Here is a 26,485-nt window from a genome sequence, read left to right as displayed (position 1 = left end):
CGTTCTCCTTATTTTACCAAGTAGTCTTTCATCTCTTCCAGAGAAACTGGGTGGATGGTTGCAGAACCAAGCTCTGGCACCAAGACCAATTTCAAGGTATTGCCACGCGCCTTCTTATCATGAGTCAAAGCCTGATAAAGCTTGTCAACATCCCAGTTTTCATAGTCAACAGGTAGTCCAAATTTCTGACACATAGCTGTAATGGACTGGGTAATGCCTGCTGGCATGAGGCCTTTTTCCTCAGCAACCTTGGAAATCTGCACCATTCCCATAGCCACAGCTTCACCATGCATAACTTTTCCATAACCAGCCGTCGCTTCAATGGCATGGCCAATAGTGTGGCCAAAATTGAGGTAAAGGCGTACACCATTGTCCAACTCATCCTCAACCACCATCTTGCGCTTGACCTGACAAGAATGTTCAATCAAGGTCTCTGCATGCTCCAAAATGCCCGAAACAGAACCATCCAGCTCCGTCAAAATTTTCCACAGTTCTGGATCCTCAATCAAGCCATATTTGATAACTTCACCCATCCCTTCAATCAACTCTCTTTTTCCAAGCGTTTCAAGGACAAGCGGATCAATCAGAACCCCATCTGGTTGGGCAAAGGTACCCACCATATTTTTAGCAAATGGAGTATTAACACCTGTCTTTCCACCGATAGACGAATCAACTTGAGCAGTCAAACTGGTCGGTATCTGAACAAAATGAATGCCCCGCATATAGGTAGAGGCTACAAAACCAGCCAGGTCCCCAACGACACCGCCACCAAGAGCCACGATTCCATCGCTACGAGTCAGACCTTGCTTGACTAAAAATTCATAGACTTTCTGAACAGTGGTTAAATTCTTTCTTTCTTCCCCTTCTAAAAAGTCAAAAACTACTACCTGAAAACCAGCATCTTCTAGGCTGAGCTTGACCTTCTCTGCATAAAGAGAAGCTACATGGTTATCTGTCACAATGACTACTTTTTGCGGTTGCCAGAGTTCTCGCAACCATTGACCAGCCTGGACCAGACAGCCTTTTTCAATCTGAATATCATAAGGATGATGAGGAATATCGATTCTGATTTTCATAGGAGAATCTCCCTTTCTTTATTGGTATTTTTCTGTTAAGGACTGCCAAATCTCTTCTGTTGGCATTTCCTTTCCTGTCCACAGTTGAAAAGCTTCTGCAGCTTGATAGAGCAACATCCCCAGACCATTGACCGCTGGATTCCCCTGACTTCTAGCCCATTTCAAAAATGGTGTTTCAAAGGGTTGGTAAATGATATCTGCTACTAAAAGAGTTTCTGATAGGACAATGTTTTCAGGAACTGGAGATGATTGACTATCCATCCCTACACTTGTCGCATTGACAAGTAAATCCGACTCAGCAATCCTTGCTTGCAGTTCAGGAACATCTTCTAAAGCATACAGGTCCACCTTAAAACCTGTCTGCTCCTGTAACTTGTCCAGGTATGGTCTTGTTTTTTCAATAGAAACTGAACGAACAAAGACAGAAATCTGACTGACGCCGTCCAAAATAGCCTGTGCCAAGATTGATTTAGCCGCACCACCTGCACCCAGCAGGGTCATCTTTTTACCTGTAATTGTAAAAGAAGGCAAGCTCTTAAAAAATCCCTTGCCATCTGTATTATATCCAATTAAATTGCCATTCTCATTGACAACCGTATTGACCGCACCGATCAAGCGTGCTTCATCACTCAGCTCATCCAAATAAGGAATCACCTGCTCCTTATAGGGCATGGACAGATTGATGCCAAACATCTGGTAGCGACGAATATTGGCCACTGTTTCTGCCAAGTCATCCGCTTCAATCTCCCAAGCCACATAAGCACCGTTGGTAACTGTCGCCTCAAAGGCACTATTGTGGATAAAGGGGGAAATCGAATGCTTAATAGGATTGGCAACAACGGCAGCTAAACGTGTATAGCCATCAAGCTTCATCCAAAATCTCCCGAATTTTTTTCATGTTAGCTAGGGAAATCTGCCCAGGAGCACTAGCCTCATCTAGACTAGCAAAAGACCAGCTAGAACCTGTCACATCCGCAGTGATACGAGAAACCTTGCCCACCTTACCCATAGAAATAGTTACATATTCCTGCTCAGGATTGAGGGTTTTAAAGCCTCGTGTATAGTTCATCAAGTCTAGCACATCCTGCTCCGTGTGAGCCATCACCGCAATCTTGACCAGTTTTGGATTTAGGCTCGTCAACTCTGACAAGATTTCCATCATATTTTCAGGTGTTTCTTGGAAATTGTGGTAACTCAAAACGAGATTTGGGAAGTCCAACATTTCCTCAAAAACATCCTTGTAGCTGTAGTACTCAAAATCAATATAGTCTGGTTGATAGAGTTGCGCCACTTCCTTGATTAGATGGATATATTCTTCTGGAGAAAGGTCGATTTCTCCCCCTTCAGAGCGAGTTCGCAATGTGAAAACCAACTCACGGCCTGCGAATTTTTCAAAAATAGCTGGAGCCACCTGCAAAATTGCTTCCTTAGGCAGATAGTCGGCACGCCATTCAATGATGTCGGCATCCAGATACCTCGTGGCATCCAGAGCCTGAGCTTCCTCTAAACTTCTTGGCATTACTGAAACGATTAATTTCATTTACTAACCTTCATACTAATCACCTTGAGGTAATTACTACTTTCATCTTTTTTATTATAGGCAAAATCTGCTGGAAGACCGTATTTGTTTAAAATCTGGTAACTTCTTCCTGCAAAGCCTTTATCAATTTGTTCTGTAAATTTCTGGCGGGATACATTGGCAGCATTGGTGCTGGCAATGATAATACCGTCCGGATTTAAAATCTCAAGACTCTGGGAAATCAACTTGTGATAATCCTTGGCCACAGAGAACGTTTGTTTTTTGTTCCGAGCAAAGCTAGGCGGATCTAGGACAATCACATCATAAGTCAAGCCTTTTCGCTTAGCATACTTGAAATACTCAAAGACATCCATGACTATAAAACGATGGTCGTCTGTGCTGATTCCATTTGCCTGAAAATGTGCTTGAGACAATTCTCGTGAACGTTTAGCTAGGTCAACCGAAGTAGTCTGGCTTGCTCCTCCCATGGCCGCAGCTACTGAAAAGGCTGCTGTATAAGAAAACATGTTGAGCAAAGATTTGCCCATAGCCAATCCATCCACTAAACTACCGCGAACCTCGTGCTGGTCTAGGAAAATCCCTGTCATCAAGCCATCGTTCATAAAGACTTGATACAAGACACCATTTTCTAAAACAGTGAAAAAGTCAGGTGCTTCTTGACCATAAACATGGGCAGATTCATAGTCCAAACCCTTAAAACGGATCTTCCCATAGGCTCCTAAAACCTCAGGAAAAACCTGTCTAAAAGCTTCTGAGATGGTCTGACGAATCTGATAAACATAAGAGTTATACCAAGAAAAGACAGCATAGTCGCCATAAAGGTCCACTGTCAGACCGCCATAACCATCTCCCTCTTGGTTGAAGAGACGAAAAGCAGTTGTCAATTCGTCTTGATAGTAGGCACTTCTCTTTTCTTTAGCTTGTCTAAACAGCGTTTCAAAGAAAGCTTGATTGAAGGTCACCTTGTCTTTGCTGACAAACCAGCCCAAGCCCTTGTTTTGCTGAGAAAGGTAGGCAGTCCCAAGAAAGGTTCCTTCCTGACCCTGCACTTCTACTTCCTGATCCTTGAGATTGATATTCTCAAGATCGCTGGCTTCTAGTAAAACTAGCCCTTTAGCGAGCTTCTTTTCAACCCGTTTGCTGACTCTTATTCTATTCATAGTCACTATTATAGCAAATTTTGTGACAATTCTCAAAAAAGAAACTACCCTTGCTTTTTTACTCTAGTTTTAAAAAATGGTATACTAATACTAATAAAAACTTAGGAAGTAATTGTGTGAGAATCAATTTTAACAAAATCCAAAAAGCCATGGGTACCAGACTGGGTTTTGTCCTAACCCTTTTAATCCTCTATTGGCTCAAGACCTTACTAGCCTATACCGTTGACTTTAATTTAGATATTCAAGTAGGCAAATTGCAGGGAAATTACCTTGCCTTTATCGCCTTTTTCAACCCCCTTCCTTTGGGACTCCTCCTGCTGGCTCTAGCTCTCTATGCTCGCTCAACCAAGACCTTTTACAGTCTTAGTATAGCTATTTACAGCCTTTTATTCATTTGGCTTTATTCCAATGTCTTTTACTATCGAGAATTTAGTGACTTTATCACGGCCAATACCATGAAAGTGGTCAGTAAGGTATCTGTTGGTACTGCAGAACTAGAGTTACTGCGTTTTTGGGATTTCATCTATTTTATGGATTTCCCACTGCTGGCTTATCTTCTCTATAAAAAGATCATCCAGCTGGATAGGAGACCTTTCAAATTCCGCTCCAGTGTTGCTATCACTGCTCTCTCGGCTCTGCTCTTTTCAGCTAACCTTTTCTTGGCTGAAATCGAACGTCCTGATCTCCTATCGCGAGGATTTTCTAATTATTATGTTGTCCGCGCCCTTAGTTTGCCAGCCTTTTTGGGCTATAGTGCCAACCAATCCTACAGCGCCAACAAAGAACGTGCTAAGGCTTCTGAGACCGACCTTCAACCTATTACAGATTATATTCAAGAGCATTCTGCTAAGCCCAATCCAGACTATTTTGGCCTTGCCAAAGGGAAAAATGTGATTTATCTCCACTTGGAAAGTTTCCAGCAGTTCCTACTGGACTATAAACTCAACATAGATGGAACTGATCATGAAGTCACTCCCTTCCTTAATTCCCTCTACCATTCGCAATCAACCCTAGCCTTTTCGAATATCTTTAACCAAGTCAAGGCTGGTAAAACCTCAGATGCAGAAACCATGCTAGAAACCGGCTTGTTTGGACTTGACCAAGGTTCTTTCATGGTCAACTATGGAGGTACCAATACCCAGCAGGCTGCGCCTTTTATCCTATCAAAAAATGGCTACCAATCAAGTGCAGTCTTTCACGGTAATATCGGGACCTTCTGGAATCGAAATACAACCTACAAACAATGGGGCTACCAATACTTCTTTGATGCTTCCTATTTTACCAAGCAAGACAGTAGCAATTCTTTCCAATATGGTTTAAATGATAAAATCATGATGAAAGATTCTATCCAATATCTGGAGCACCTGCAGCAGCCTTTTTATGCCAAGTATATTACAGTGTCCAATCACTATCCCTATGCTAGCAATCTAACAGGCGATGAGCTTGGTTTCCCACTGGCTAAGACCAAAGATGAAACAATCAACGGCTACTTCCAAACAGCTAACTATCTGGATAGTGCTATCAAGGCCTTCTTTGACTATCTCAAAGAAAGTGACCTCTATGAAAAATCCATCATCGTCATCTACGGAGACCATTATGGAATTTCTAACTCCCGCAATCCTGACCTGGCTCCCTTGATTGGCAAGACTTCTGAGAACTGGTCGAATTACGACAATGCCATGTTGCAACGAGTTCCTTTTATGGTGGTCATGCCTGGCTATGAAAAAGGACAAATCATCAATACCTACGGTGGACAAATCGATATCTTACCGACTCTCGAACACCTCCTTGGTATTGAGTCCAATTCCTTCCTTCAAGTTGGACAAGATCTTCTGTCTCCAGATCATCAAGAAATCGTTGCCTTTCGGACTGCTAATTCCTTCGTCACACCCAAATATACCAGCTACGACGGACGAACCTACTATACTGAGAGTGGTCTTGAAATCAGTAATCTTGATGAACAAGCTCAGACTGAACTAGAAATCGTTCGGCAGGCAGCCAGCCAACAGCTGAAAATCAGCGACCAAATTCAAACTGGTGATTTGATACGTTTCTACCAAGCAGAGCATCTTGGAAAAGTTGATACAGAAAGTATTTCTTACCTCAATTCTTTACCAATTCTGCAAAAGATTGAGCAGGAAAAAGGTAGTCAATCAACCAGTCTCTTTAGCCAACGACAAGGTAAAACCAGTGCTGACCTTTTCAAGGCACCAAGTTACCAAGAACTCCATCCAGAGTCTGCAGAAACTGAATCAAAATCACAATAAAAGATGCTCTTCCATCGTGGAGGAGCATTTCTTTTTATAAAATAAAATTCAACGAAAATCAAAGAGCAAACTAGGAAGCTATCCGCAGGTTGCTCAAAACACTGTTTTGAGGTTGTAGATAAGACTGACGAAGTTAGTCACATATATACGGCAAGGCAAAGCTGACGTGGTTTGAAGAGATTTTCGAAAAGTATTAACTTTGAGATTGTAGATAGATTGATAGTCTGTATCAGCAATATATATCTGTCAAATTTAGTGACGAATGAATATAGTAGAAGAAATATGTAGATATAAATCAGTTTCAGCAAATATATGGAAAATTTAATTATATAGTAAAGCCTTTTGTTACAAACTCAATATACTATCAATAAATAATATCATAGAAGCAACAATAATTATAATTTCACCTATCTGCATAATCCTATTTCGAACTCTAAATATATGTTCTATCAAAAATACTTGGATCACACACATTATAGGAATTAAAGTTTTTGAAATTGAAAAATATCCAAATAAATAAACTATAAACAACAAAAATAGAACTACGTTATATTTCTTATTCAAAACATTCCTCCCTATATATTTTTGATTACCAATCTTAATATTTTATAACTACATTCTAACAAACTACAAAAACGTTTGTCGAATTGAATTTATCAAGCAAGCGACCAACTATCTCATCTTTTTTCTATTTCTGCCAATATGCGTGACAGGTAATAATAATAGCTAAAAATAGCAAGACCAAGCAGGAGGATAAGAGCTCCTACTCCCAAGCTAATGGCAAGGATAGGGGAGAGAGACCGAACCAAGAATATGCTCCCTATTACAAGGGCCATTAAGATTGCACTATAAACCAAAATCAAAACAATTGCTACTATACGATTTGAACGGTTCACCAAGTCCGTAATGTTACTCCAATTGGTTGACAAATTTTTAACGTCCTTAAAGTAATGGTGGCAAGAAAGGATGACACTGGCAAGGGTCCAGACTACAAGAAGGTAAATCATCGAAAGGATGGGCAAGCCTAAATATAGAGAAAGACCAAGTAAAGTCAGAACTGGTAAAAAGGACTGGACAGCAAATATAATCCAAAATTTCACTTTCACATAGCGAGCAAAGTCAAAAGGTAAACTCTTAAGAAAATCAACATTTTCCCTCTCCAAGGATAAGGCTATTGAATGCAGGCTGGTGATATTGTTATTGACAACAGATATAAAAAGAGCTATAAAAAACAAGGGTAACCAGTATGGAGGATGAATGTCTGGAACTATCTGAGAATCTCGGATGTTGGAAATCAGACCGATCATCATGAGATAAGGAAGGAAAGCACTTGTAAAAAGCACTGTAATCACGCCAGTCCCCTGTCCCAAAAGGGTGAGGTGGTAGCGTAAAACCATACGGAAAAAGCCCTTTTTAGTAGTTGAAAGCCCCTCCTTACTGCGACGTTCTTTCTTGACCTTCTCCTCACTGTTAAGCAGGATAACGTCATAAAAACGAGGAAAAACCTTCTTTTTGCTCAAGTAAAGCAAGAAGAGAGTTAGTCCTATCCAAGCGAGCAGACCCAGGATGGATTCTGTCGAAAAAGGCTCCACTGCTATTTTGTAAAAGATATGAAGAGGATAAAGGAGAAATGGAATGTCTCTAACTTTGTCAACAATACTTCCAAAAGTCGACTGTAGAAAGAGGACAAATATTAAAGGTATGAGAACCCCTATCCCAATCATCACATTCGAAAAAATAGACTGATACTTTCTGAAAACCGTAGTCTGAGCCAAGAAATGTACTGCCACTACCATCACTAAAGTAACAGAGACAAATAATAAGGCCAAGGACAGCAGCATCAAAGGCAAACCCAGCCATAGAGAAGGAGCTAGCCTAATATAGAGGACTAGAAAATAAGCTAGGATTGGTACAATTCCAGGCAGAGCTGGCAAGAGGACAGACAGTCCTTTTGCAATTATAATCTCTGATTCTTTAAAGGCATAGGGTCTATACGATACCAAATCCTTACTCTCATAAAAGACATTGTAAAATGCAGTGAAAGAAGTTGAAAAGGCCAGCACCAGTAAAATAGCAACCATGGTACTAAAAAAACTTGGTATTTCCTCAAAAGGAAAACGAAAGGCTATATTTATAAACATGAAAAGCATCAAGAGACTGGAAAAAATGTAAGAACTTAGGACTCTAGCGGAAACATTTACTTTTTTTCCAGGATTTTTAGCTTGCTTCTTTCGTAGGTTAGCCAGATTAGCTTCTTGAGATGAATAGAGGATATTGATATCAACTAACTTTTTAATGACCTTGAGACGCATCTGAAACCTCCTCTTTTCTACCAGCAAGGCTAAGGTAGATACTTTCCAAAGACTGGTCTGGGTTGTCTTTTCTCAAGTCCTCTACGCTACCACAATAAATCAAATGCCCCTTTTTCAAAATGGCAATCCGATCACAGACCTGCTCGGCTACCTCTAGGACATGAGTTGAAAACAAGACTGTCTTGCCTTTTTGTGCATGTTCCTTCATCATTTGCTTCAAATCAAAGGCAGCCTGGGGATCCAAACCAGTCAAGGGTTCGTCCAAAACCCAAATATCGGGATCGGATAAGAGTGCTCCGATGACAAAGACTTTCTGACGCATTCCGTGAGAAAGAGTTTCAATAACCTGATAACGATTTTCAGCAAAATCAAAAACGTTCAATAGCCTAGCTAGACTAGTCTCCAAGTCAGAGCTAGTCAGATCATAGGATGAAGCAATCAATTCCCAAAATTCATTGGCCGTTAAGCGTAAAAATAAGTCAGGCGAGTCTGCTACGTAGCCAATCTTTCGTTTGATTGCCAAGCGATTTTCCGATAACTCCTGACCGTCTACCAAAATACGACCACTGCTGGGTGAAATGATACTGACTAATGATTTTATAGTGGTCGATTTTCCAGCCCCATTATGGCCAATCAAGCCCATAATCTCTCCATTTTCAATCTGCAGATTGAGATTGCTCAAGGCCTCTTTATCACCATACAACTTACTAACATTTTGAAATTCAATCATGGGATGACTCCTATCTTTATCTATATTACATACTATTATACTAGCACTTTGATACAAAAAAATCAATACTTTATTTTAAGTAGTTAAAATAGTTTCCTTCTATCTTATGCAAACGTTGGCGCTAACCAATACTTTATGATAGAATAAAGAACAAGATTGACAAGTAAGAGGAAACATCATGCAAAATCAAACACTCATGCAATACTTTGAATGGTATCTGCCCCACGACGGTCAGCACTGGACGCGTCTGGCTGAAGATGCTCCACACCTAGCTCATCTGGGGATCAGCCACGTCTGGATGCCACCAGCTTTTAAGGCAACCAATGAAAAAGATGTCGGCTATGGGGTCTATGACTTATTCGACCTAGGAGAGTTTAACCAAAAAGGTACTATCCGCACCAAGTATGGTTTCAAAGAAGACTATCTTCAAGCCATTCAAGCCCTAAAAGCACAGGGAATCCAGCCTATGGCCGATGTGGTACTCAACCACAAGGCTGCGGCCGATCACATGGAAGCCTTTCAGGTCATCGAAGTGGATCCTGTAGACCGTACAGTTGAACTGGGAGAACCTTTCACCATCAATGGCTGGACTAGCTTTACCTTCGATGGTCGCCAAGATACCTACAATGACTTCCACTGGCACTGGTACCACTTCACAGGTACAGACTACGATGCAAAACGCCGTAAGTCTGGGATTTATCTGATTCAAGGGGACAATAAGGGCTGGGCCAACGAGGAATTGGTCGATAACGAAAACGGTAACTACGACTACCTCATGTATGCCGACCTAGACTTTAAGCATCCTGAAGTCATCCAAAATATCTATGACTGGGCTGACTGGTTCATGGAGACGACTGGTATTGCTGGTTTCCGTTTGGATGCCGTTAAGCACATTGACTCTTTCTTCATGGGCAATTTTATCCGCGATATGAAGGAAAAATACGGTGAGGATTTCTATGTTTTCGGTGAATTTTGGAATCCCGATAAGGAAGCCAATCTAGACTATCTTGAAAAAACGGAAGAACGCTTTGACCTTGTCGATGTTCGTCTCCACCAGAATCTCTTTGATGCTAGTCGAGCAGGTTCCAACTATGACCTTCGTGGCATTTTCACAGATAGCCTGGTTGAACTCAAGCCTGACAAGGCTGTAACTTTTGTCGACAACCACGATACCCAACGAGGACAAGCCCTTGAGTCTACCGTTGAAGAATGGTTCAAGCCAGCAGCCTATGCCCTCATTCTATTACGCCAAAATGGCCTTCCATGTGTCTTTTACGGCGACTACTATGGGATTTCAGGGCAATATGCTCAACAAGATTTCAAAGAAGTCCTTGACCGCCTCCTAACCATCCGAAAAGATTTGGCCTATGGAGAACAAAATGACTACTTTGATGATCCTAACTGTATCGGTTGGGTACGTTCAGGTGCTGAAAATCAATCCCCAATCGCAGTTCTCATCTCAAATGACCAAGAAAACAGCAAATCAATGTTTATCGGCCAAGAATGGGCTAACCAAACCTTTGTAGATCTACTTGAAAACCACCAAGCTCAAGTTATCATCGATGAGGAAGGTTATGGACAATTCCCTGTCTCAGCTGCTTCGGTAAGTGTCTGGGCAGCCAATACTATCTAATAGCTTATAATCATCAAGCCAGATCCAAGCGGATTTGGTTTTTTTGTATTCACAAAAAGACCTACCCAAGTGGATAGATCTTTATTATCTTACAATTTACCTGCTACTGCATCCAACAATTCTTGGATCTTAGCTTGGTTGCTTCCTCCTGCCATGGCCATGTCTGGTTTACCACCACCACGTCCATCGACGATTGGTGCTAATTCTTTGACAAGGTTTCCTGCATGAAGGTCTTTTGTCTTGCTTGCTACAAGGACATTAACTTTGTCCCCAATTGCTGCAACAAGGACAAGAAGATCAGAGTAGTCTTTTTGTTTCCAGTTATCCGCAAAAGTACGAAGGGCACCAGCGTCAGATACAGATACTTGGCTAGCAATGTAACGGTGACCATTGACTTCCTTCACATCCTTGAAGATGTCGCCTGCGGCTGCAGCTGCGGCTTTTTCTTTCAACTCAGCATTTTCCTTTTGAAGTTGACGAAGTTGTTCTTGGAGTCCTTCTACCTTGTGAGGCACTTCCTTGACTTGAGGTGCTTTCAAGGTTGCTGCGACAGCTTTAAGAGCGTCTTCTTGTTCACGGTAGGCTTCAAAGGCTTCCTTACCAGTCACTGCCAAGATACGGCGAGTTCCTGATCCGATCCCTTCTTCTTTGACAATCTTGAAGAGACCAATCTCAGAAGTGTTGCCAACGTGGGTACCACCACAAAGCTCGATAGAGTAGTCACCGATAGTGACAACACGGACTTCCTTGCCGTATTTCTCACCAAAGAGAGCCATCGCACCCATTTCTTTGGCAGTGTCAATATCCGTTTCAACTGTCTTCACTTCAAGAGCTTCCCAGATTTTCTCGTTAACTTGCTGTTCAATCGCACGCAATTCTTCAGCAGTCACAGCTTGGAAGTGGGTAAAGTCAAAACGAAGGAATTCTACTTCATTAAGCGAACCTGCCTGAGTTGCATGGCTGCCAAGGATATTGTGAAGAGCCGCATGGAGCAAGTGAGTAGCAGTGTGGTTTTTCATGACACGGTGACGACGATTTGTATCAATTGCCAAAGTATATTCTTGGTTCAAGGCAAGCGGTGCATGGACTTCAACTGTATGAAGAGCTTGTCCATTCGGAGCTTTTTGAACATTTGTCACAGTAGCCACAAGGTTTCCTGCAGCATCCAAGATTTGACCGTGGTCAGCTACTTGTCCACCCATTTCAGCGTAGAATGGAGTCTCTGCAAAGATCAGAGAGGCAGTTCCTTCTGACACAGCTTCTACTTCTGCATTGTCAGCCACGATAGCTACCAATTTAGAAGACAATTGGCTAGCATTGTAGTTAAAGACACTTTCTACAGTGATGTTTTGAAGGGTTTCATTTTGCATCCCCATTGAGCCACCCTTGACAGCTGAGGCACGCGCACGCTCTTGCTGTTCTTTCATGGCTGCTTCAAATCCTTCACGGTCTACAGTCATCCCAGCTTCTTCAGCGATTTCTTCAGTCAATTCAACTGGGAATCCATAAGTGTCATAAAGTTTGAATACATCTTGACCAGCAATGACAGATTGACCTTTTTCTTTCAAGTCTGCTACGATGCCTTGGGCAAAGTGTTGACCTGAGTGAAGGGTACGGGCAAATGACTCTTCCTCGCTCTTAACGATTTTCTCAATAAAGTCACGTTTTTCAAGCACTTCTGGGTAGTAGCTTTCCATAATTTTTCCAACAGTTGGAACGAGTTTGTAAAGGAAAGGCTCATTGATACCCAATTTTTGACCATGCATAGAGGCACGGCGGAGAAGACGACGGAGGACATAACCACGACCTTCATTTCCAGGAAGGGCACCATCACCGATAGCAAATGAAAGAGAACGGATATGGTCTGCAATAACCTTAAAGCTCATGTTGTCGCCATCTTGGTCATAAACCTTACCAGACAATTTCTCCACTTCACGAATGATCGGCATGAAGAGGTCTGTTTCAAAGTTGGTCTTAGCCCCTTGGATAACTGCCACCAAACGCTCCAAACCAGCGCCCGTATCAATGTTCTTGTGTGGCAATTCCTTGTATTCGCTACGAGGAACAGCAGGATCTGCGTTAAATTGTGACAAAACGATGTTCCAGATTTCAATGTAACGGTCGTTTTCGATATCTTCTGCAAGAAGGCGAAGACCTATATTTTCTGGGTCAAAAGCTTCTCCTCGGTCAAAGAAAATTTCTGTATCAGGTCCAGAAGGCCCAGCACCGATTTCCCAGAAGTTATCTTCGATTGGAATTAAGTGGCTTGGGTCCACTCCCACTTCAATCCAACGGTTGTAAGAATCTTTATCATCTGGATAGTAAGTCATGTAAAGTTTCTCAGCTGGTAAGTCAAACCATTCAGGGCTTGTCAAAAGCTCATAAGCCCAAGTGATCGCTTCGTCTCGGAAGTAATCACCGATAGAGAAGTTCCCCAACATTTCAAACATAGTATGGTGACGTGCAGTCTTCCCTACGTTCTCGATGTCATTGGTACGGATCGCCTTTTGCGCATTGGTAATACGTGGATTCTCTGGGATAATAGTCCCATCAAAGTATTTCTTAAGGGTTGCTACCCCAGAGTTGATCCACAAAAGTGTTGGGTCATTTACAGGAACCAAACTCACTGATGGTTCTACAGAGTGACCTTTGGTTGCCCAGAAGTCAAGCCACATTTGGCGTACTTGTGCACTAGATAGTTGTTTCATATTGTCTCCTTATTTACTTGTTTAATGTGATTGGCTTTCCAGCATCTCCACATAGTCAATCGCGACACAGAGGGAAATGACTAGGTCTGCATAAGCGTCCTCAAGGACCGTTACGTTATAGGTAGAGGTCAGATGGAAGAGTTCCTTCTTAATTTCCGCAATCAGCTGATCGCGATCATCCAGCAATTTGAAATTCAAATCCCAGATATTGCCCTCGATACGAAGACCTAGATTATCAAACTCATACTTATCTCGCCAGAAGGTCAACTTCTTGCGAATGACAAAACTCGAGCCATCCCGAAGCTGAATCTCAAAACGAGGAAGCAAGGTCAAGATTTCTTTACTAATCTGACTGACTTGTTCACCATTAACATCATAGATGGTAAAAGTTTTGGGAATCTTAAAAAAATGATCCCTCTACCTGATAGGCGATTTCTCCCCTGTCATCCTTGATAGCGAAGCGTTCGCCTCCAAGACGAAACTTTTGTTTGACAAGAAATGTTTTCATCAACACCTCCAAAAATCAAAAGACAAGCTCATATCACGAAGGGCGAAAAACCGCGGTACCACCTTCATTCAATGAACTTGTCATTCTCTTGTTCTTATGCAATTGTATGATTGAGTAGCATGACTTCCTAGCTTAGATGGCTCGCAGCACCGCCATTTCTCTGGACTAAGACTACTGAAAATCAATTCTCAACTTTCTTATTATAACGTTTTTTTAAGCTTGCGTCAACTGGAAATGATTCTTGTGAGATAGACACTGTCATTAGTGTTTGATTTTCCCCAAAACTTACTACCATCTCATCTGCTATACATATCTTGCTATAATATTTATTTTTGCATAGCCTCGATTTCTCTATTCCTTCCTCTGATGATTCTTATTTCCAGCGTCATGCTTAGGATTGCTATTGGCTTCACAATTAGCTTATGCCCACAACGGACTTACATCTCAGATATCTGATATACCTGTCATACTCAAAATAGCTCTCTAAACCAAATGAACTATCTGTCGTATAATGTAACAATTCTAGCCCCCTGTATTTTTTCAACCTTCAATAGCTTAATGGGGGTTTGGTTCATTTCATAGTGTTTTGCACTACGCCCTTCTGGCAACTCAGCCTGTATTTTTCTTCTAAAAACTGAAACAGGATAGCAAATATCAGTGTTCTTAACCTTCTTATCATATTTATCAAACAAAAAATAAAATTCTTTATCTCTATGTTGAAAATGCAATAAATACTTTGCTTTAATCTTCGACCCAATTTTATTTGGGTCAAAATAATACAATCCCTTTAAATTAACACTTATATTTTCTAGCATCGTATAAATTAAATTCAGAGAAGTTGCTCTAGATAAAAATGCAGCCTTATGTTGAGATGTATCTTTATCTAAATCATAAAAAGTGATATGATTCCCCAAAATTTGGTTATATATCCTCTGAGCCCCATTACCATTGAAGCACTTAACTTTATCTATTCCTTTTAGTTTGTGCAAACCTATAAGATGATGAAAATTTGGTTCCGTGAAGCTTAACTCAATATATTTTTCTATAGTCTGTTTGGAGACAGTCTGAGTGATAGTAAATTTGTATTGAGTATCCATCAACGTTCTGTAACTAAGAATTAAATTTCTTAACATACTGTACCTTTTCTCAAAAAAATAAAGAGGCTATTTACACCTCTTCCTACGATATATTTATTCATCTGCTTGCGGAAAATATATAAAACCCAAATAAGCCTATCTGCGAACTACTGACCAAAACAGACCGACCAGTAATTCTTTGGCTACGCTAAAAGCGATAGTTTTCTTCTACGAATTTTATTATATTAGATTTTTAACAATTTGTCAAGCAAAATCAAAAAGCTGCTTATTATTTAAGAACGAAGTAAATCTAGTAATTTGTCATTGATTTTTTGATAATATCCAAAATAATGATCTTCAATATTAAATGTATCCTGAAGAACAAAACGTAAGGTATCTATTGTTTGATTCAATTTTTTAGAATTAACTAATTTACCATCAATTTCTGATAGTCCATGTGCAACTTTATTTCGCTCACTATTTAAACTGGTAATAACCTTAAGTGACTTAAGTAAGTCAGGAGAGACTTGATAAAAAGCTAGAATATTTTCATAAGATAAAAGGTTTAAGGTTGATTGAGGTGAGTAAATTCTTACCTCTTCATTTTCTATCCCTTTTGCTTTTTTAAATTCTAAATCAATAAAATCTAAAATCTCTTCAAAATCTTTGTATTCTTCATTTAATTTTGGTAAGGCCCCATCATATTTGATTAAATCAGGATAATCTTTTTTGATCTTTTCTTCGATGATAAATTCAACATAAGACTTTGATTTGATTAAGACATCTGCTACTTGTCCTCTCTCTTTCAAGACTTCTATCATTAAAAAGTAATTAAGGGCTTTCTTCTCAACATCTGTCAATGGATAGTCTTGAATATCTTTTAAAATAGCTTGTGTTTTAAATACTTTTACAAAGTCATTTAGAGTCGCTCGTAAAAAAGATAATTTCTTTTTAGAAAGTAAGTTATTGTATTCTTTTTTTGTAACGAGTTCTTCTGCGGCAAGATAATCATAGGAAGCTATCAGATTTCTTAAATGACGTTTGATTAAAGATTGATTAAATTTTTCAGCCTCATCTTTAATGGTACGATCTTCGTAATCCTTTTGGTTATCCTCGTTCTCGTTAAAAAGCTTCTGTTCACCTTCACTTGAAAGTGGCACATACTGTCTATTTGCTGATTTGTTAGGAGTTGCAACCTGGATAGCCTGAGTATTATAATCTTTGATTCGATTGAGGGCAAATAGAGCCGAAATAATCTGAGGCGTTCCCGAAGATAAGTTTAAGATCAATTGATGATTAGTTCCAGAATATTTTTCAACAATCTGTCCCATAACCTCATACATTTTATCAAATAGATAAACCTCATCATTTTTTAAAATCGTTGACTCAATCATCACTTCAGGATGATAATCTTCTATGGAAAAAATAGCTTTCTCAATGAGATCTTGCTTGATCAGCATCTCCTCACTATAAACTAAAACAATCTTCTCCGGTCTATAAGTGCGAGCAATATGTAACAAAGCAGCATCTCGATTATGACTAATTGGATCTGTCGTTCCCACTGCTGATATTAAAATGTTCAAACTTTCACCTCGTTACTTTAATAATTCCAATAATTCCTTATTTAATTCTTTATAGAAATTGAAATCTTTTTCATTAAATTGATACTGTTCTTTAACTAAAGCCTTGAGATTTTTTAAGACGGATCCTAACTGACGTAATTCTTCTGATTGCAATGGATCCAATCTATGAGCCAATGTATTTCGCGAAGTGTTCATGTTAATCATCGGTCTAATTTGATTATATAAAGTCCACTCTTTTTTTTCTTTGAGAATTTTACTATAATCCCAAATTCCCAAGAAATATTTTTCTGATTCATCTACATATCTATCCAATAATCCTGGATAACAGTTATCAATATAATCTTCCAAAATAAATTCAGTCAAGGTTTTAATTCTAATGAGTCCTTCACTGAAATTCCCACGTTCTTTTTGCAATTCAATTGTTAGATAAGCATTGAGAACCTTCTTCTTCTCATCACTCCATTTTCTATTTTTAAAAGTTTGGGGAATATCTTGTCTATCTAGCGCATCTACAATATCTTGCAATTTTTTACGCGCTTCTTTTAAACCAGAAAAATCTGGTAATTGATTTGCTAACTCTAGAGCTGCCTTATAGTCAAATCTCTGAATGAAATCTCGAATTGTTTTTTTAATTAAAGCATGAGAGAATTTTTCTGATTCGTCTTCTAATGTTCGATCAATGAACTCTGTTACATTATCTTCATTTGTATCAATAAGAAGATCAATATCATCTACATTTTCATGAGGAATATCTGCATTTGAATCATTCGCAGGGCTTGAAACTTGAACAGCCTTGACATTAATTCCACTAAGTCTGTTAATCACAAATAAAGATGACTTAATTTGTGGTGTCGCACTAGATAAGTTGAGAATAAATTCATCTTCTTTTGTATAGTATTCTTGAATAATGGATGAAAATTGATCAAACATTGTATCGAAGACATAAACATCATTATTAGAAATAACTGGTTGATGAATTACAATCTCTGGAAGATAAGAAGATTCAATAGAATGAAGAGCTTTTTCAATACTTTCCTTCTTATCTCTTGTTCTATCAGAAAAAACGAGAACAATTTTATCTGGTCGATATTTTCTAGCGATGTGCAATAAGGCTCCATCGTGATAATTTCTAATTGGATCTGTATCACCGACAGCGGATATCAAAATTTTCATTGTAAAATCTCCCTAATCATGAAATTCGCTTTCCCCATCTCATAGAAGGAATCGCTATTAATGATCAATTTCCGTTCTCCTTTATTGGTTTTAATGCTCTTGTCCGGCGCTTTCGTCAGTTTCAAAACACCTTTTCCAACCATCTTAGTCTTCATTCGACTATACCGTTTTTGTAAGATTCCATCCGCTTGTTCAAACAAGGTCTTTGTCCAAGCTCCACTTCCAGCTCCCAAATAGATAGGATATTGAAGATTTGGTTGAATTTTATTTTCAGGAAAATCTGATAAGAAAAAGTTTTTATATTCTTTATAGAAGGCTTGCGCTCTCTGACCTAATTCCTCAATTAGGATTCCAGCTTCCTTAGTAGTTGTAGTAATGGTGAAATTGATTTTAGTTAAGGGTGCGATTGCTTCCCTGTATAAAGGAAGAGGCTTGACAGTTAGTGATTTAGCAGAATAATCCCATTTTTGAACTAGAATAATCTGCTCATTGTTAAATGGCTCACTATCACTAACACGAATCGCATGAAACAAGTCATTAAATTCTTGCCCCTTTTTTGCTCCCCATGGAATCATTTTTTTGTTTTCTTTAGGACTTCTCCCATGAAAATCAACTGCATTCTTATTGTTCCAGTCAGGATTGGTGTTCATTAAAATAGTTCGAATAGCTCCCTTCAAGGAACTACCCGGAATATAGGGCTTCCCAAAGGCATCCCTCATAAATTTTGCTACTTCATTTATAGAACCGGATCTGGGGTTCTGGTTGTTCTTTTCTGTTTCCAGACCAGTTTCAGTAATGGTATAGCCACCAAAGGAACGTTCACTAATTCTATTGTCATTTAAGAAAGAAATCAAGCGATTATTCCTAGCACTTGGTTTTGTTTCCTGAAGAAATTGTTCAAACTTTCTATCCAGTCCCTTTTCAATCATCCGATTGTAAAACTTACCCATATCTGGGAAATAATAGCGACGATTCTCATAGATGAATTCTCGTGAAGTGTATTTCTCACCACTCCCAATATGAATGGGGGCCATAGCTAATAAGCTAAATTGAAAAACTCTATAGTCCGTTTTCATCCTTTTACCTCCATTTTCAAAAATAAGGGTTTGGCATAATTGAAGACAGCATGGGGAAAATCAAGCGGTCTTACATCAACAATTTGCCCTGCAAAGGTTTCAAAAAAGGTCGATCCGGCAGTAAACTTAAATAAGTCTTGTTTACGATAATTTTGGTTAGACACTGTACTAAAAGCAAAACCACTTGATTTGATTACAAGATAAGAACCTTGATCCATAGCCCTTGGAAGATCCTCGTCTGTTGGTAAAGAAGTCGTCAGAGTCATCACATTTCCTTGATAGGAACGAGTCAGACGACTCTCAAGATTTTCAGGAACTTCTTTGATAGTCAAATCAAAACGACCATAGCCACTTGAGCGTTTTCCTCCAATACCAGAGAACTGCAAGCTAGTCATCATCTCATCAAGCAGTGGTGACTCAGTCGCTAATACATAGAGGGCTGTATCATGCAAAAATCGGGTAGTTGCAACTTGGTAAAGCGCTCCATCAACATGAGGTTGATTCTTTGTTACGATATTAGTAACAGCATGCTCCTCATCTTCAAACAAGGCACCGTTGACATAATGATCAAAATTTTCTAGAGGGATAAATTGTAGTTTTTTTGCTAACTTAGCTTGCCGACGTACTTCCTTGACATCCTTATTTAAATCAACTTGGTCAAATTTTGGAAATCCGATGGGCTTCGGTAAGAATGGACGTGCCTTATAAGGGATGGCATCCGTTAGAACAAAATCATCCTGATTTGCTAAGGATAAAAACTCATCTAATCGTCCCATCTTATTGGCTTCAATCACAAGAGCGGAAAACAAACGGTCTGCCGAAAAAGTCATTTTTGAACTATCCAGAGTTCCTGCTCCAAAATGGGCAGAATCAAAGTCCATGATATACATCTTATAGGTCATATTAGACCTCCACAGATAGTAGTTTGTTTAATACATCAAGATTATATGTTCCAAAAACAGTAGTCGCTTTTAGGTCTTCAAAACTTACTTTACCATAGCCACGAGAACCTGAGCCACCTAGATAGTCTAACTCAAGAAGTTTCAATCCATCTAAAATGACTTTAAAATCTTCTTCTACTTGCTCTTGACTCTCATCTGTGATTTCATAAATCAATTCAAATGCAAAAGCACTTCTACGAATTGCACGTTCAATTTGTCTCGGATTTGCTTCAGCAGTAATACGGTCAATAGTATTTTCAAATTTAACTTCAGTATAACTCTTGACACCTAAAGAATCTAACTTTTCCTTGTTAATTAAGAAGGCATCTCTAAAAATGAGTCGTCCTATTTTATAGCGGTCATCTGAACTGTTTCCAAATAAACGACTAAGAATTTCTCCATCTTCTCCTGGTTTCTTAGCTAATTTTTCATTATAGACCTTAGCCAGAAGTGTACGCATTTTCCCCTTGATACTAGAACCAGGAATAATCGGTAAGTTAGTAATAGGATCCTTGATTACAGGCGAATCAGTAGCCCCAATAGCCGCAAAAGCATTGCTAGTTCCAATATGAAGTCCTGTTTCTAGACGAATTTGTGCTGTTAGTTTAATTTTAGCAAATGCCATTAATCTTTTCCTCCATAAAATTTGAAATAAGCTACTAGTGCTTCCATATAACGACAGAAACGTTGGAGACTTTCCTTATTATTGATTTCTTTTAAAATATCTAAAATTTCAGCCTTTTTCACCAAGTCTTTAACTGCAGTTTCTCGGCCTGATTGATATACAAACTGTACTCTCAAATAGGCAATTTTGTCGGCTAGCGCCTCATAATCTCTAACCTTACTTTCATCAAAAAGGGTACTTGTCAAGCTTAGTAAGTTTCTTATTTTGCTAGTTGTCAAAAGGAATGCATCAGGGTTTCTAAAATCTCTAGTGTTTCGATTCAATGATTTGATAACATTTTCTGCCTTATCAACATAATTGTCATCTGTTAAAGTAGCCATATATTAATCCTTTCTAATCTCATAAATGTATAGAAGTAAAGCTAGTTCTGCTTCATTGCGTTCCATTTCACTGCCTGTATACCAAGCAAAGAATAGGTTCTTAAATTCTTTAAATTCTGTTTTACTTTCTCTTGGTGTTAAATCTTCCAAACGCGTTAAGTAGTAGGCTAAACGCGCTACATTCATTCGGTCATAGTTTCGAAGAAGTTCAATCAACTTATAAACAAAACTCTTTCCTCGTTCATCCTGAATACTAAAGTAATGTCTAATCTTTTCCAGTTTTCCTTTATAGATATGATCTATAAATTGATCAAACTTAAAGGTATAAGCTTTATCAAACAAAGAAATACTATCCTTATCATTATCCTTGGCTGCTCCTTCCAGCTTGCCTGTTTCTTCAGCCATGATACTAACCGGAGTTTTATCTGGGAAAAGTCCGATACCTGCTGATAGGGTTAATTTACCATTCGTCCACTTGATAAATTGTTGTCGTAAGTTAATCGTAAATGCGATAATATCTTGCCATGAACCAAGGGCGAATACATCATCTCCACCAGCATAGATAATCGATATTTTTTTGTCCTTAGCAAATTGATTGATGTAAACCTTAAAGAAGAGACTCATACTTCTTGAGAAGGTTGCAGAACGAGCTAAGGTATTGTATTTTCCACCATCTTGATAAGAAAATCCAGCCATAAAAGCAGCACCTAAGTCATCTACGTCTAATCGGACAACTGCTAGACGTTTGATTCCTTGACCTGTTTGACTATCTTGGGACAGTCGAGCGTACTGATCGATATCAGCATACTTGTAGTCTCCAACAAAGACATGAGTCGCCCTCCCTATATCGGTCGCAAAGTTATTTTTGACATAGATACGATTCCAATCTTCCTTATCCAAGTCAGCATGTGAAATCCCTCTTATAAAGGCTCCCGGTCCAATTGGGAGGCCTTTTTCTTTGGTGACAATATAGTATTGTTCTTGAATTTCTTTAGAGAAGCGATAAAGACCAGCACAAATCTGGCAGATTTCTTGGTCATTAAAGGTCGTCATATCTTGTACTGAGTGGCAAATCGTACACTCTCTCTGAGCACTTTGACCACCTCGGTTCAACTCCAAGAGCGTTTGAACATCATAGCGAGAGATTTTCTTCTTAGAAATCATGCGACTAGTCGCTTGGTAAACTTTCCTATATCTTGCCAAGGATGTCATGATGTCATTAGCAGAAAATGAACTCCAGCCAAAAGCAACATACAAACGTGTCTGGAAGTTCTTTAGCAAAAATTGGTTAAATTCTTCTTCAAAGGCCTCTAACGCTGCCTTTGTTTTTGCTGTATTTGCCAAGATAAAGTAGGCATGGCCACCACCTACATAGAGAAGGTTGGCTCTTGTCAATTCCAATTTTTCTAGTAGGCTGTCAGCGATATGTTCCCCCATAAAATCCAGATAGAGGGAGCGAGCTTTGAGTTGCTTGGCTGCCCCAGCCGTCGCGATATTATAGATGAAATCTTGAATCCCTGATAAGTCAAAGCTAGCTAGTAGAAAAGTTTCCTTATCATAGAAGGATTCTTGCTCATGGAAGAGTTCTTTTTGATAGTCTGAATCATTTTCAGCTGTCATATACTCCTGAATAGCCGAGGCAAAACCTGCTGTTAGACGACTATGAGTCGCCAAGGAAATATCCGCCAATTCCTGGATCTTAGTTGAAGTCGGTACATAGGATAGGTGGGCTTCATAGAGATTCAAAAGGGCGTCAATCTGAGATGAATCAAAATCCCAGTTCTTGATTTCCTTTTCAATGGTATCCAGTAGTCTGCTATAGTCAGACTGAGAAACTGACTCTTTTGCTTTTTGAGCATAGTTCGGGTCCCTATCCAGCTCTAAACTTTTGATGGGCAAGAAACGCTGGCTATAGACATCTGAAAAGACATTAAAGACATCAGCTTGGTTTCCCAAGTCATCTCCCTTGTTTGACGCAAGGCTTTGCCCCGCCTTCAGATTAGAAGCAATCTTGGCTGCAAGGTCGGTTATATAAAGTGGACTATCAGTGGGCAGATTGGCTTCTACTCCTTTTAAATCGTCAAAGGCAAGGTGTTGAGCGATTGCTTCATTATCTGAAAAACGTCTGAACCACTCAGCTCCAAGGCTAGTAGAATCTTTTATGTCCTTACCAGAACGCTGAAGTAGCCTGCCAATATCATGTAATAGCGCTCCATAAACTAAATCAATCTTTTCTTTCTTCAAGCTCTATTCCTCCCATTCCTAGGCTGGTTTTCATACCCAGTCCAGCATACTCTCCAAATTTTAATAACATATTTGCATAAGCCTTGAGGGTGCTAGGTCCTGTTATCTTAAAGGTTAACCTTCCCTTAAAGGCAGGGATATTTTTGCCGTGGACCTTAAAGTAACTCGTCTCCATTCGGTAACTGGTTATCCGACTATGGGACGTCAGATAGTCCAAGGTCTCCTCTTCGATGTCTCCCCGATTCTCAACTAGTCGTCCATACTTCATCATCAGACTTTGAAATATTAAACGCAGGGTAGGAAAGAGCACATACTCGCCCTGGGAACGAAATCCAGTCGGTGTTTGAAATTGAATAGTAAAAAAGGACTGGTCTTGGTTTTGATTAAAGAGGTCAAACAGTTCCTCTGGACTCAAATCTTGCATGGTCATACTTTGAACCGTCAGAGTTGCTAGCCCATGTAGGTCAACTTTTTTCAACTCCAACATTGGGGGTAGGATCTGCTTGATGGCATCCTCTGTCAAAAGATGAACCGTCCAAGTCGTCTGCTCCTTTTGATGGATAACTTTCATAGAGTAGGGATTGGTCTCTTGTTCATGAAGCCAGTCCACATAGTCTGGCTCTAACTGCTCCATCAAAAATCCATGAAATTTGGTTGCCAAATCGATGGGTGACTGGTCAATCCGCTGAAAGGATAAACTAATTCTTTTCATAGGCCTCCTTTATCAATCGTGCTTAGCTTTCAAGCTATCTTTTTTCGTTCTTGTTATGTAATAAGGAAACAGGTCCCCTCGCGAGGTAGATAGGGATCTATACGGGTGTTTGATTGCCCAGGAATTGAGATTGAGGAGTTTCCGTCCCCTGCCGAGGTGAATTGAGTATTTTACAGCAATAAGTTCGGTGAGTTATGCGCAGGGTATCTCAAATTTCCGTCCCCTACCGAGGTAGATAGGTTCTTATACACATTAACATTTCTAACTCATGATAAAGAAAATGTTAAATAGTTTCCGTCCCCTCGCGAGGTGAATTGGGTGTCTTACTTGGGTTACTGTAAACGGTGCAGGTAGCATTATCACGTTTCCGTCCCCTTGCGAGGTAGATAGGGAGATATACAAATCGAACTCATACAATCAACAGGACTCAAAGACAAATTTCCGTCCCCTACCGAGGTGAACATGGTGTTCTACTTGATACACTCAAAGAAATCGCTGATAAAATTGCGTTTCCGTCCCCTCTCGAGGTGAATAGGGTGTCTTACAGACCCAATTTTCACTGGTAACGATATCTGTTACGAGTTTCCGTCCCCTCTCGAGGTAGATAGGTTCTTATACAACTTGGTGTGCTAATTGAGCATTACAATGGAAAGGTTTCCGTCCCCTCTCAAGGTGAACATGGTGTTCTACAAATCCCTGACTTGCTCATGTACTACAATTTAGGAAAGTTTCCGTCCTCTACCGAGGTGCGTAGGGTGTTCTACAATTTAGATGTTTCAATTTACGCTAAACCTGAATTGTTTCCGTCCCCTCGCGAGGTAGATAGGTTCTTTTACTCAATTGCAAAGTGTTCAAAGACATGCCGCTTAATGAGTTTCCGTCCCCTTGCGAGGTAGATAGGTTCTTTTACTAGAAATGGCTTTGTCGCAAAATCTCCAGAAGAAATGGGTTTCCGTCCCCTTGCGAGGTGAATTGGGTGTTCTACGACAGAAAAAAATCGAAGGAATCAAGCTAACAAAGTTGTTCCCGTCCCCTCTCGAGGTAGATAGGTTCTTATACAAAAAAATTTTCAAAACATTTTATTCAAATTATTTGCTGTTTCCGTCCCCTCTCGAGGCAGATAGGTTCTTATACAGTTGCGGAATTAGTTACAAATGTAGACGACTCTGCAGAGTTTCCGTCCCCTCTCGAGGCAGATAGGTTCTTATACTTTGTTAGAACTGACATCTATGAAGATGTAGTTGTTTCCGTCCCCTCTCGAGGCAGATAGGTTCTTATACCCCATATTTTGTGGTTGGATTTAAAAACAAACACAAGATATAACCTATTTGGAAACTAATTATAGTATACCATAAATTGTAAGAGTTTTCACATCAAAAAAACAAACAATCTGCATCTTCTAGCTCTCTATCATCGGTATTCAAACGAATAGTCTCTTCTCGATTCCCAACATAGACAATAATGTTATCAAATTCGCTAGGATCATAAAAATATTCCAATTCTCGAATCAAGACTTGATAACTAGCCTTCTCCAAATCAATTTCAAAACAAGAGCGTTGGACTCTCATCCCAAATCCTTCTAACAATTTAGCTAATCTTAATCTTCTTTTATTGCTAATAATATCGTAGATTATCAGACAAAAGAGGGATTTCTTTTTAGCAAATTCCTTTTCTTCTCCTGATAAATGATAATATAATCCCATCACTCTTCCCCTGTATAGGCTGTTACATACAAATGACTATCCTTCTGTTCAAAAGCTCGAATCAAGCGCTTAATCTGCTGGTCAGCCGTGTAAAAGAAAGAATAGCGCTTTTTATCCAGCTCGATATACTGATGTATCTCTAGCATCCTCCCTCTCATAGCTAGAAGAAATACTTTCCTTCCCTCATCTTTTAAAATAAAAGTACCATCAGCCTTTGTTTCAAAATGCTCATCTTTTAAACTCTCTTCCAAAATCAATTGCATGATAGTATTATCTACAATGACTGGTCTCCACTCCTCCATCAAATCGCTCGCAAGACAAGCGTGATGACCATGGCTATGATGTAGGACACCAAATCCATAACTTAAGCCATTTTTCCGTATCAAACCCAAGAAGCAAGAGTAAAGAATGGAGTAGCCAAAATTTAGTAAACAATTGAAAGAATCCGTAGCAGGCCGCCTCCTACGACCGTAAAAACGAAAAGAATCTGGTACTAGTAAGCTCAGATAGTAAAAACAAGATTTCTCAATACGACCTTCATACCCCATTATCTGTGAGATGGACTCGGTCTCCTTTATTTTTTGGAGAGTTAAATGAAAACGTCCAAAATCATCTACTGACAAGATTCCATCTTGATTATAGCTTTTCAACAAGGAAAGTTGATGCTTAACTTTAGCAGATACGATTTCCTTTGAAAGAGCTAGACAAAAGTCTTGGTCTAGGCAAGCCCGGACTTGTTTCTCTTGCTTATCAAAGTCTTCTTGACGATAAGAATCTAAACAAGCCAAAAATTTTCCCTCGCTAGAAAAATAGTAGACATTAATATTCTCCCTTGCTAAAGCTTTCAATAATTGCGTACTTATTTGAGCCTGACCAAAAATTAAAAGATTGTCTACAAGGTAGATGGATACTTCTCTCTCGATTTCTCGCTGACCATTTTTTATGATGATTTTCTGATTGGATAGTCCTAAAAAGTAGTCAGATTTTTGTATAAATAAATCACTCATCTATCACTTTTCCTCCTCAAATCATAAAGGA

At 39.4% G+C, this 26,485-nt stretch carries 21 protein-coding genes and 1 pseudogene; 2 read left to right on the top strand and 20 right to left on the bottom strand.

Features of this window, described 5'->3' with window-relative positions; all coding sequences use genetic code 11:
* Window positions 1-8: 8 nt before the first annotated feature.
* From aroB to QM409_RS05960, 4 genes are read right to left on the bottom strand one after another with little or no spacing between them, the layout of a single operon-like run.
* Window positions 9-1,076 (bottom strand): 3-dehydroquinate synthase, encoded by a 1,068-nt coding sequence (aroB, locus tag QM409_RS05975; RefSeq protein WP_414305281.1) that lies wholly within the window; start codon window positions 1,074-1,076, stop codon window positions 9-11.
* Between the two features lie 18 nt (window positions 1,077-1,094).
* Window positions 1,095-1,949 (bottom strand): shikimate dehydrogenase, encoded by an 855-nt coding sequence (locus QM409_RS05970; RefSeq protein ID WP_414305282.1) that lies wholly within the window; start codon window positions 1,947-1,949, stop codon window positions 1,095-1,097.
* A complete protein-coding gene (aroD, locus tag QM409_RS05965) occupies window positions 1,939-2,616 on the bottom strand; it encodes a type I 3-dehydroquinate dehydratase (protein ID WP_084925808.1) in 678 nt (225 codons plus the stop codon). Before aroD ends, QM409_RS05970 begins: the two co-directional genes overlap by 11 nt.
* Entirely contained in the window at window positions 2,613-3,776 is a 1,164-nt protein-coding gene (locus QM409_RS05960) for a class I SAM-dependent rRNA methyltransferase (protein ID WP_414305283.1), read from the bottom strand. Before QM409_RS05960 ends, aroD begins: the two co-directional genes overlap by 4 nt.
* A gap of 149 nt (window positions 3,777-3,925) precedes the next feature.
* On the opposite strand from QM409_RS05960, the gene QM409_RS05955 reads away from it, so the two are divergent.
* Complete coding sequence (locus tag QM409_RS05955) at window positions 3,926-6,043, top strand: LTA synthase family protein (protein WP_060628772.1); 2,118 nt, start codon at window positions 3,926-3,928, stop codon at window positions 6,041-6,043.
* A gap of 345 nt (window positions 6,044-6,388) precedes the next feature.
* Here the strand turns inward: QM409_RS05955 and QM409_RS05950 are convergent, their stop codons facing one another.
* The 3 genes from QM409_RS05950 to QM409_RS05940 form a co-directional block, all read right to left on the bottom strand.
* Window positions 6,389-6,607, bottom strand: a complete 219-nt coding sequence (locus QM409_RS05950; RefSeq protein WP_414305284.1) for a hypothetical protein — start codon at window positions 6,605-6,607, stop codon at window positions 6,389-6,391.
* A gap of 113 nt (window positions 6,608-6,720) precedes the next feature.
* Window positions 6,721-8,355: a hypothetical protein gene (locus QM409_RS05945; RefSeq protein WP_414305285.1), complete on the bottom strand. Its 1,635-nt coding sequence runs from the start codon at window positions 8,353-8,355 to the stop codon at window positions 6,721-6,723.
* On the bottom strand, window positions 8,336-9,085 hold the full coding sequence (locus QM409_RS05940; RefSeq protein WP_125442879.1) for an ABC transporter ATP-binding protein: 750 nt from the start codon (window positions 9,083-9,085) through the stop codon (window positions 8,336-8,338). Before QM409_RS05940 ends, QM409_RS05945 begins: the two co-directional genes overlap by 20 nt.
* Before the next feature lie 178 nt (window positions 9,086-9,263).
* Between QM409_RS05940 and QM409_RS05935 the strand changes: the two genes are divergently transcribed.
* Entirely contained in the window at window positions 9,264-10,718 is a 1,455-nt protein-coding gene (locus QM409_RS05935) for an alpha-amylase (protein WP_414305286.1), read from the top strand.
* Between the two features lie 89 nt (window positions 10,719-10,807).
* Here QM409_RS05935 and alaS read toward each other — a convergent pair whose 3' ends face one another.
* From alaS to cas1, 13 genes and pseudogenes are all read right to left on the bottom strand, one after another.
* On the bottom strand, window positions 10,808-13,426 hold the full coding sequence (alaS, locus tag QM409_RS05930) for an alanine--tRNA ligase (protein ID WP_414305287.1): 2,619 nt from the start codon (window positions 13,424-13,426) through the stop codon (window positions 10,808-10,810).
* Window positions 13,427-13,447: 21 nt separating this feature from the next.
* Window positions 13,448-13,934, bottom strand: a pseudogene (locus tag QM409_RS05925) (LURP-one-related/scramblase family protein).
* 497 nt (window positions 13,935-14,431) lie between these two features.
* Complete coding sequence (locus QM409_RS05920; protein WP_023942881.1) at window positions 14,432-15,067, bottom strand: PBECR4 domain-containing protein; 636 nt, start codon at window positions 15,065-15,067, stop codon at window positions 14,432-14,434.
* A gap of 236 nt (window positions 15,068-15,303) precedes the next feature.
* The gene (gene csm6 / locus QM409_RS05915) at window positions 15,304-16,593 is read right to left on the bottom strand and encodes a type III-A CRISPR-associated CARF protein Csm6 (RefSeq protein WP_023942883.1); all 1,290 of its coding nucleotides are present in this window, start codon (window positions 16,591-16,593) and stop codon (window positions 15,304-15,306) included.
* Between the two features lie 12 nt (window positions 16,594-16,605).
* Window positions 16,606-17,766 carry a type III-A CRISPR-associated CARF protein Csm6 gene (csm6, locus tag QM409_RS05910; RefSeq protein ID WP_023942885.1) on the bottom strand — a complete coding sequence of 387 codons (1,161 nt, stop codon included), beginning with the start codon at window positions 17,764-17,766 and terminating at the stop codon, window positions 16,606-16,608.
* The gene (csm5, locus tag QM409_RS05905) at window positions 17,763-18,842 is read right to left on the bottom strand and encodes a type III-A CRISPR-associated RAMP protein Csm5 (RefSeq protein ID WP_023942887.1); all 1,080 of its coding nucleotides are present in this window, start codon (window positions 18,840-18,842) and stop codon (window positions 17,763-17,765) included. Before csm5 ends, csm6 (QM409_RS05910) begins: the two co-directional genes overlap by 4 nt.
* Window positions 18,839-19,744 carry a type III-A CRISPR-associated RAMP protein Csm4 gene (gene csm4, locus QM409_RS05900; protein ID WP_414305288.1) on the bottom strand — a complete coding sequence of 302 codons (906 nt, stop codon included), beginning with the start codon at window positions 19,742-19,744 and terminating at the stop codon, window positions 18,839-18,841. The genes csm5 and csm4 overlap by 4 nt, the downstream gene beginning before the upstream one ends.
* Before the next feature lies 1 nt (window position 19,745).
* Complete coding sequence (gene csm3 / locus QM409_RS05895) at window positions 19,746-20,408, bottom strand: type III-A CRISPR-associated RAMP protein Csm3 (protein WP_023942891.1); 663 nt, start codon at window positions 20,406-20,408, stop codon at window positions 19,746-19,748.
* Window positions 20,408-20,788 (bottom strand): type III-A CRISPR-associated protein Csm2, encoded by a 381-nt coding sequence (csm2, locus tag QM409_RS05890; protein ID WP_023942893.1) that lies wholly within the window; start codon window positions 20,786-20,788, stop codon window positions 20,408-20,410. Before csm2 ends, csm3 begins: the two co-directional genes overlap by 1 nt.
* Before the next feature lie 3 nt (window positions 20,789-20,791).
* Window positions 20,792-23,032 (bottom strand): type III-A CRISPR-associated protein Cas10/Csm1, encoded by a 2,241-nt coding sequence (cas10, locus tag QM409_RS05885; protein ID WP_023942895.1) that lies wholly within the window; start codon window positions 23,030-23,032, stop codon window positions 20,792-20,794.
* Window positions 23,013-23,744, bottom strand: coding sequence for a CRISPR-associated endoribonuclease Cas6 (cas6, locus tag QM409_RS05880; RefSeq protein ID WP_023942896.1), 732 nt, complete (start codon window positions 23,742-23,744; stop codon window positions 23,013-23,015). Before cas6 ends, cas10 begins: the two co-directional genes overlap by 20 nt.
* Window positions 23,745-25,117: 1,373 nt before the next feature.
* The gene (gene cas2, locus QM409_RS05875; protein WP_023942898.1) at window positions 25,118-25,447 is read right to left on the bottom strand and encodes a CRISPR-associated endonuclease Cas2; all 330 of its coding nucleotides are present in this window, start codon (window positions 25,445-25,447) and stop codon (window positions 25,118-25,120) included.
* Window positions 25,447-26,454, bottom strand: coding sequence for a CRISPR-associated endonuclease Cas1 (gene cas1 / locus QM409_RS05870; protein ID WP_414305289.1), 1,008 nt, complete (start codon window positions 26,452-26,454; stop codon window positions 25,447-25,449). Before cas1 ends, cas2 begins: the two co-directional genes overlap by 1 nt.
* Window positions 26,455-26,485 lie beyond the last annotated feature (31 nt).

It is taken from the genome of Streptococcus mitis, from assembly GCF_047465045.1.
GTDB lineage: Bacteria > Bacillota > Bacilli > Lactobacillales > Streptococcaceae > Streptococcus > Streptococcus mitis_DT.
The sequence above is the reverse complement of the archived record's forward strand: the minus strand, read 5'-3'. Positions and strand labels throughout refer to the sequence as shown.

Coding starts and splice junctions, on each gene's coding strand:
- aroB (WP_414305281.1), bottom strand. CDS start 1,076: ATGAAAATCAGAATCGATATTCCTCATCATCCTTATGATATTCAGATT.
- QM409_RS05970 (WP_414305282.1), bottom strand. CDS start 1,949: ATGAAGCTTGATGGCTATACACGTTTAGCTGCCGTTGTTGCCAATCCT.
- aroD (WP_084925808.1), bottom strand. CDS start 2,616: ATGAAATTAATCGTTTCAGTAATGCCAAGAAGTTTAGAGGAAGCTCAG.
- QM409_RS05960 (WP_414305283.1), bottom strand. CDS start 3,776: ATGAATAGAATAAGAGTCAGCAAACGGGTTGAAAAGAAGCTCGCTAAA.
- QM409_RS05955 (WP_060628772.1), top strand. CDS start 3,926: ATGGGTACCAGACTGGGTTTTGTCCTAACCCTTTTAATCCTCTATTGG.
- QM409_RS05945 (WP_414305285.1), bottom strand. CDS start 8,355: ATGCGTCTCAAGGTCATTAAAAAGTTAGTTGATATCAATATCCTCTAT.
- QM409_RS05940 (WP_125442879.1), bottom strand. CDS start 9,085: ATGATTGAATTTCAAAATGTTAGTAAGTTGTATGGTGATAAAGAGGCC.
- QM409_RS05935 (WP_414305286.1), top strand. CDS start 9,264: ATGCAAAATCAAACACTCATGCAATACTTTGAATGGTATCTGCCCCAC.
- alaS (WP_414305287.1), bottom strand. CDS start 13,426: ATGAAACAACTATCTAGTGCACAAGTACGCCAAATGTGGCTTGACTTC.
- QM409_RS05920 (WP_023942881.1), bottom strand. CDS start 15,067: ATGTTAAGAAATTTAATTCTTAGTTACAGAACGTTGATGGATACTCAA.
- csm6 (WP_023942885.1), bottom strand. CDS start 17,766: ATGAAAATTTTGATATCCGCTGTCGGTGATACAGATCCAATTAGAAAT.
- csm5 (WP_023942887.1), bottom strand. CDS start 18,842: ATGAAAACGGACTATAGAGTTTTTCAATTTAGCTTATTAGCTATGGCC.
- csm4 (WP_414305288.1), bottom strand. CDS start 19,744: ATGACCTATAAGATGTATATCATGGACTTTGATTCTGCCCATTTTGGA.
- csm3 (WP_023942891.1), bottom strand. CDS start 20,408: ATGGCATTTGCTAAAATTAAACTAACAGCACAAATTCGTCTAGAAACA.
- csm2 (WP_023942893.1), bottom strand. CDS start 20,788: ATGGCTACTTTAACAGATGACAATTATGTTGATAAGGCAGAAAATGTT.
- cas6 (WP_023942896.1), bottom strand. CDS start 23,744: ATGAAAAGAATTAGTTTATCCTTTCAGCGGATTGACCAGTCACCCATC.
- cas2 (WP_023942898.1), bottom strand. CDS start 25,447: ATGGGATTATATTATCATTTATCAGGAGAAGAAAAGGAATTTGCTAAA.
- cas1 (WP_414305289.1), bottom strand. CDS start 26,454: ATGAGTGATTTATTTATACAAAAATCTGACTACTTTTTAGGACTATCC.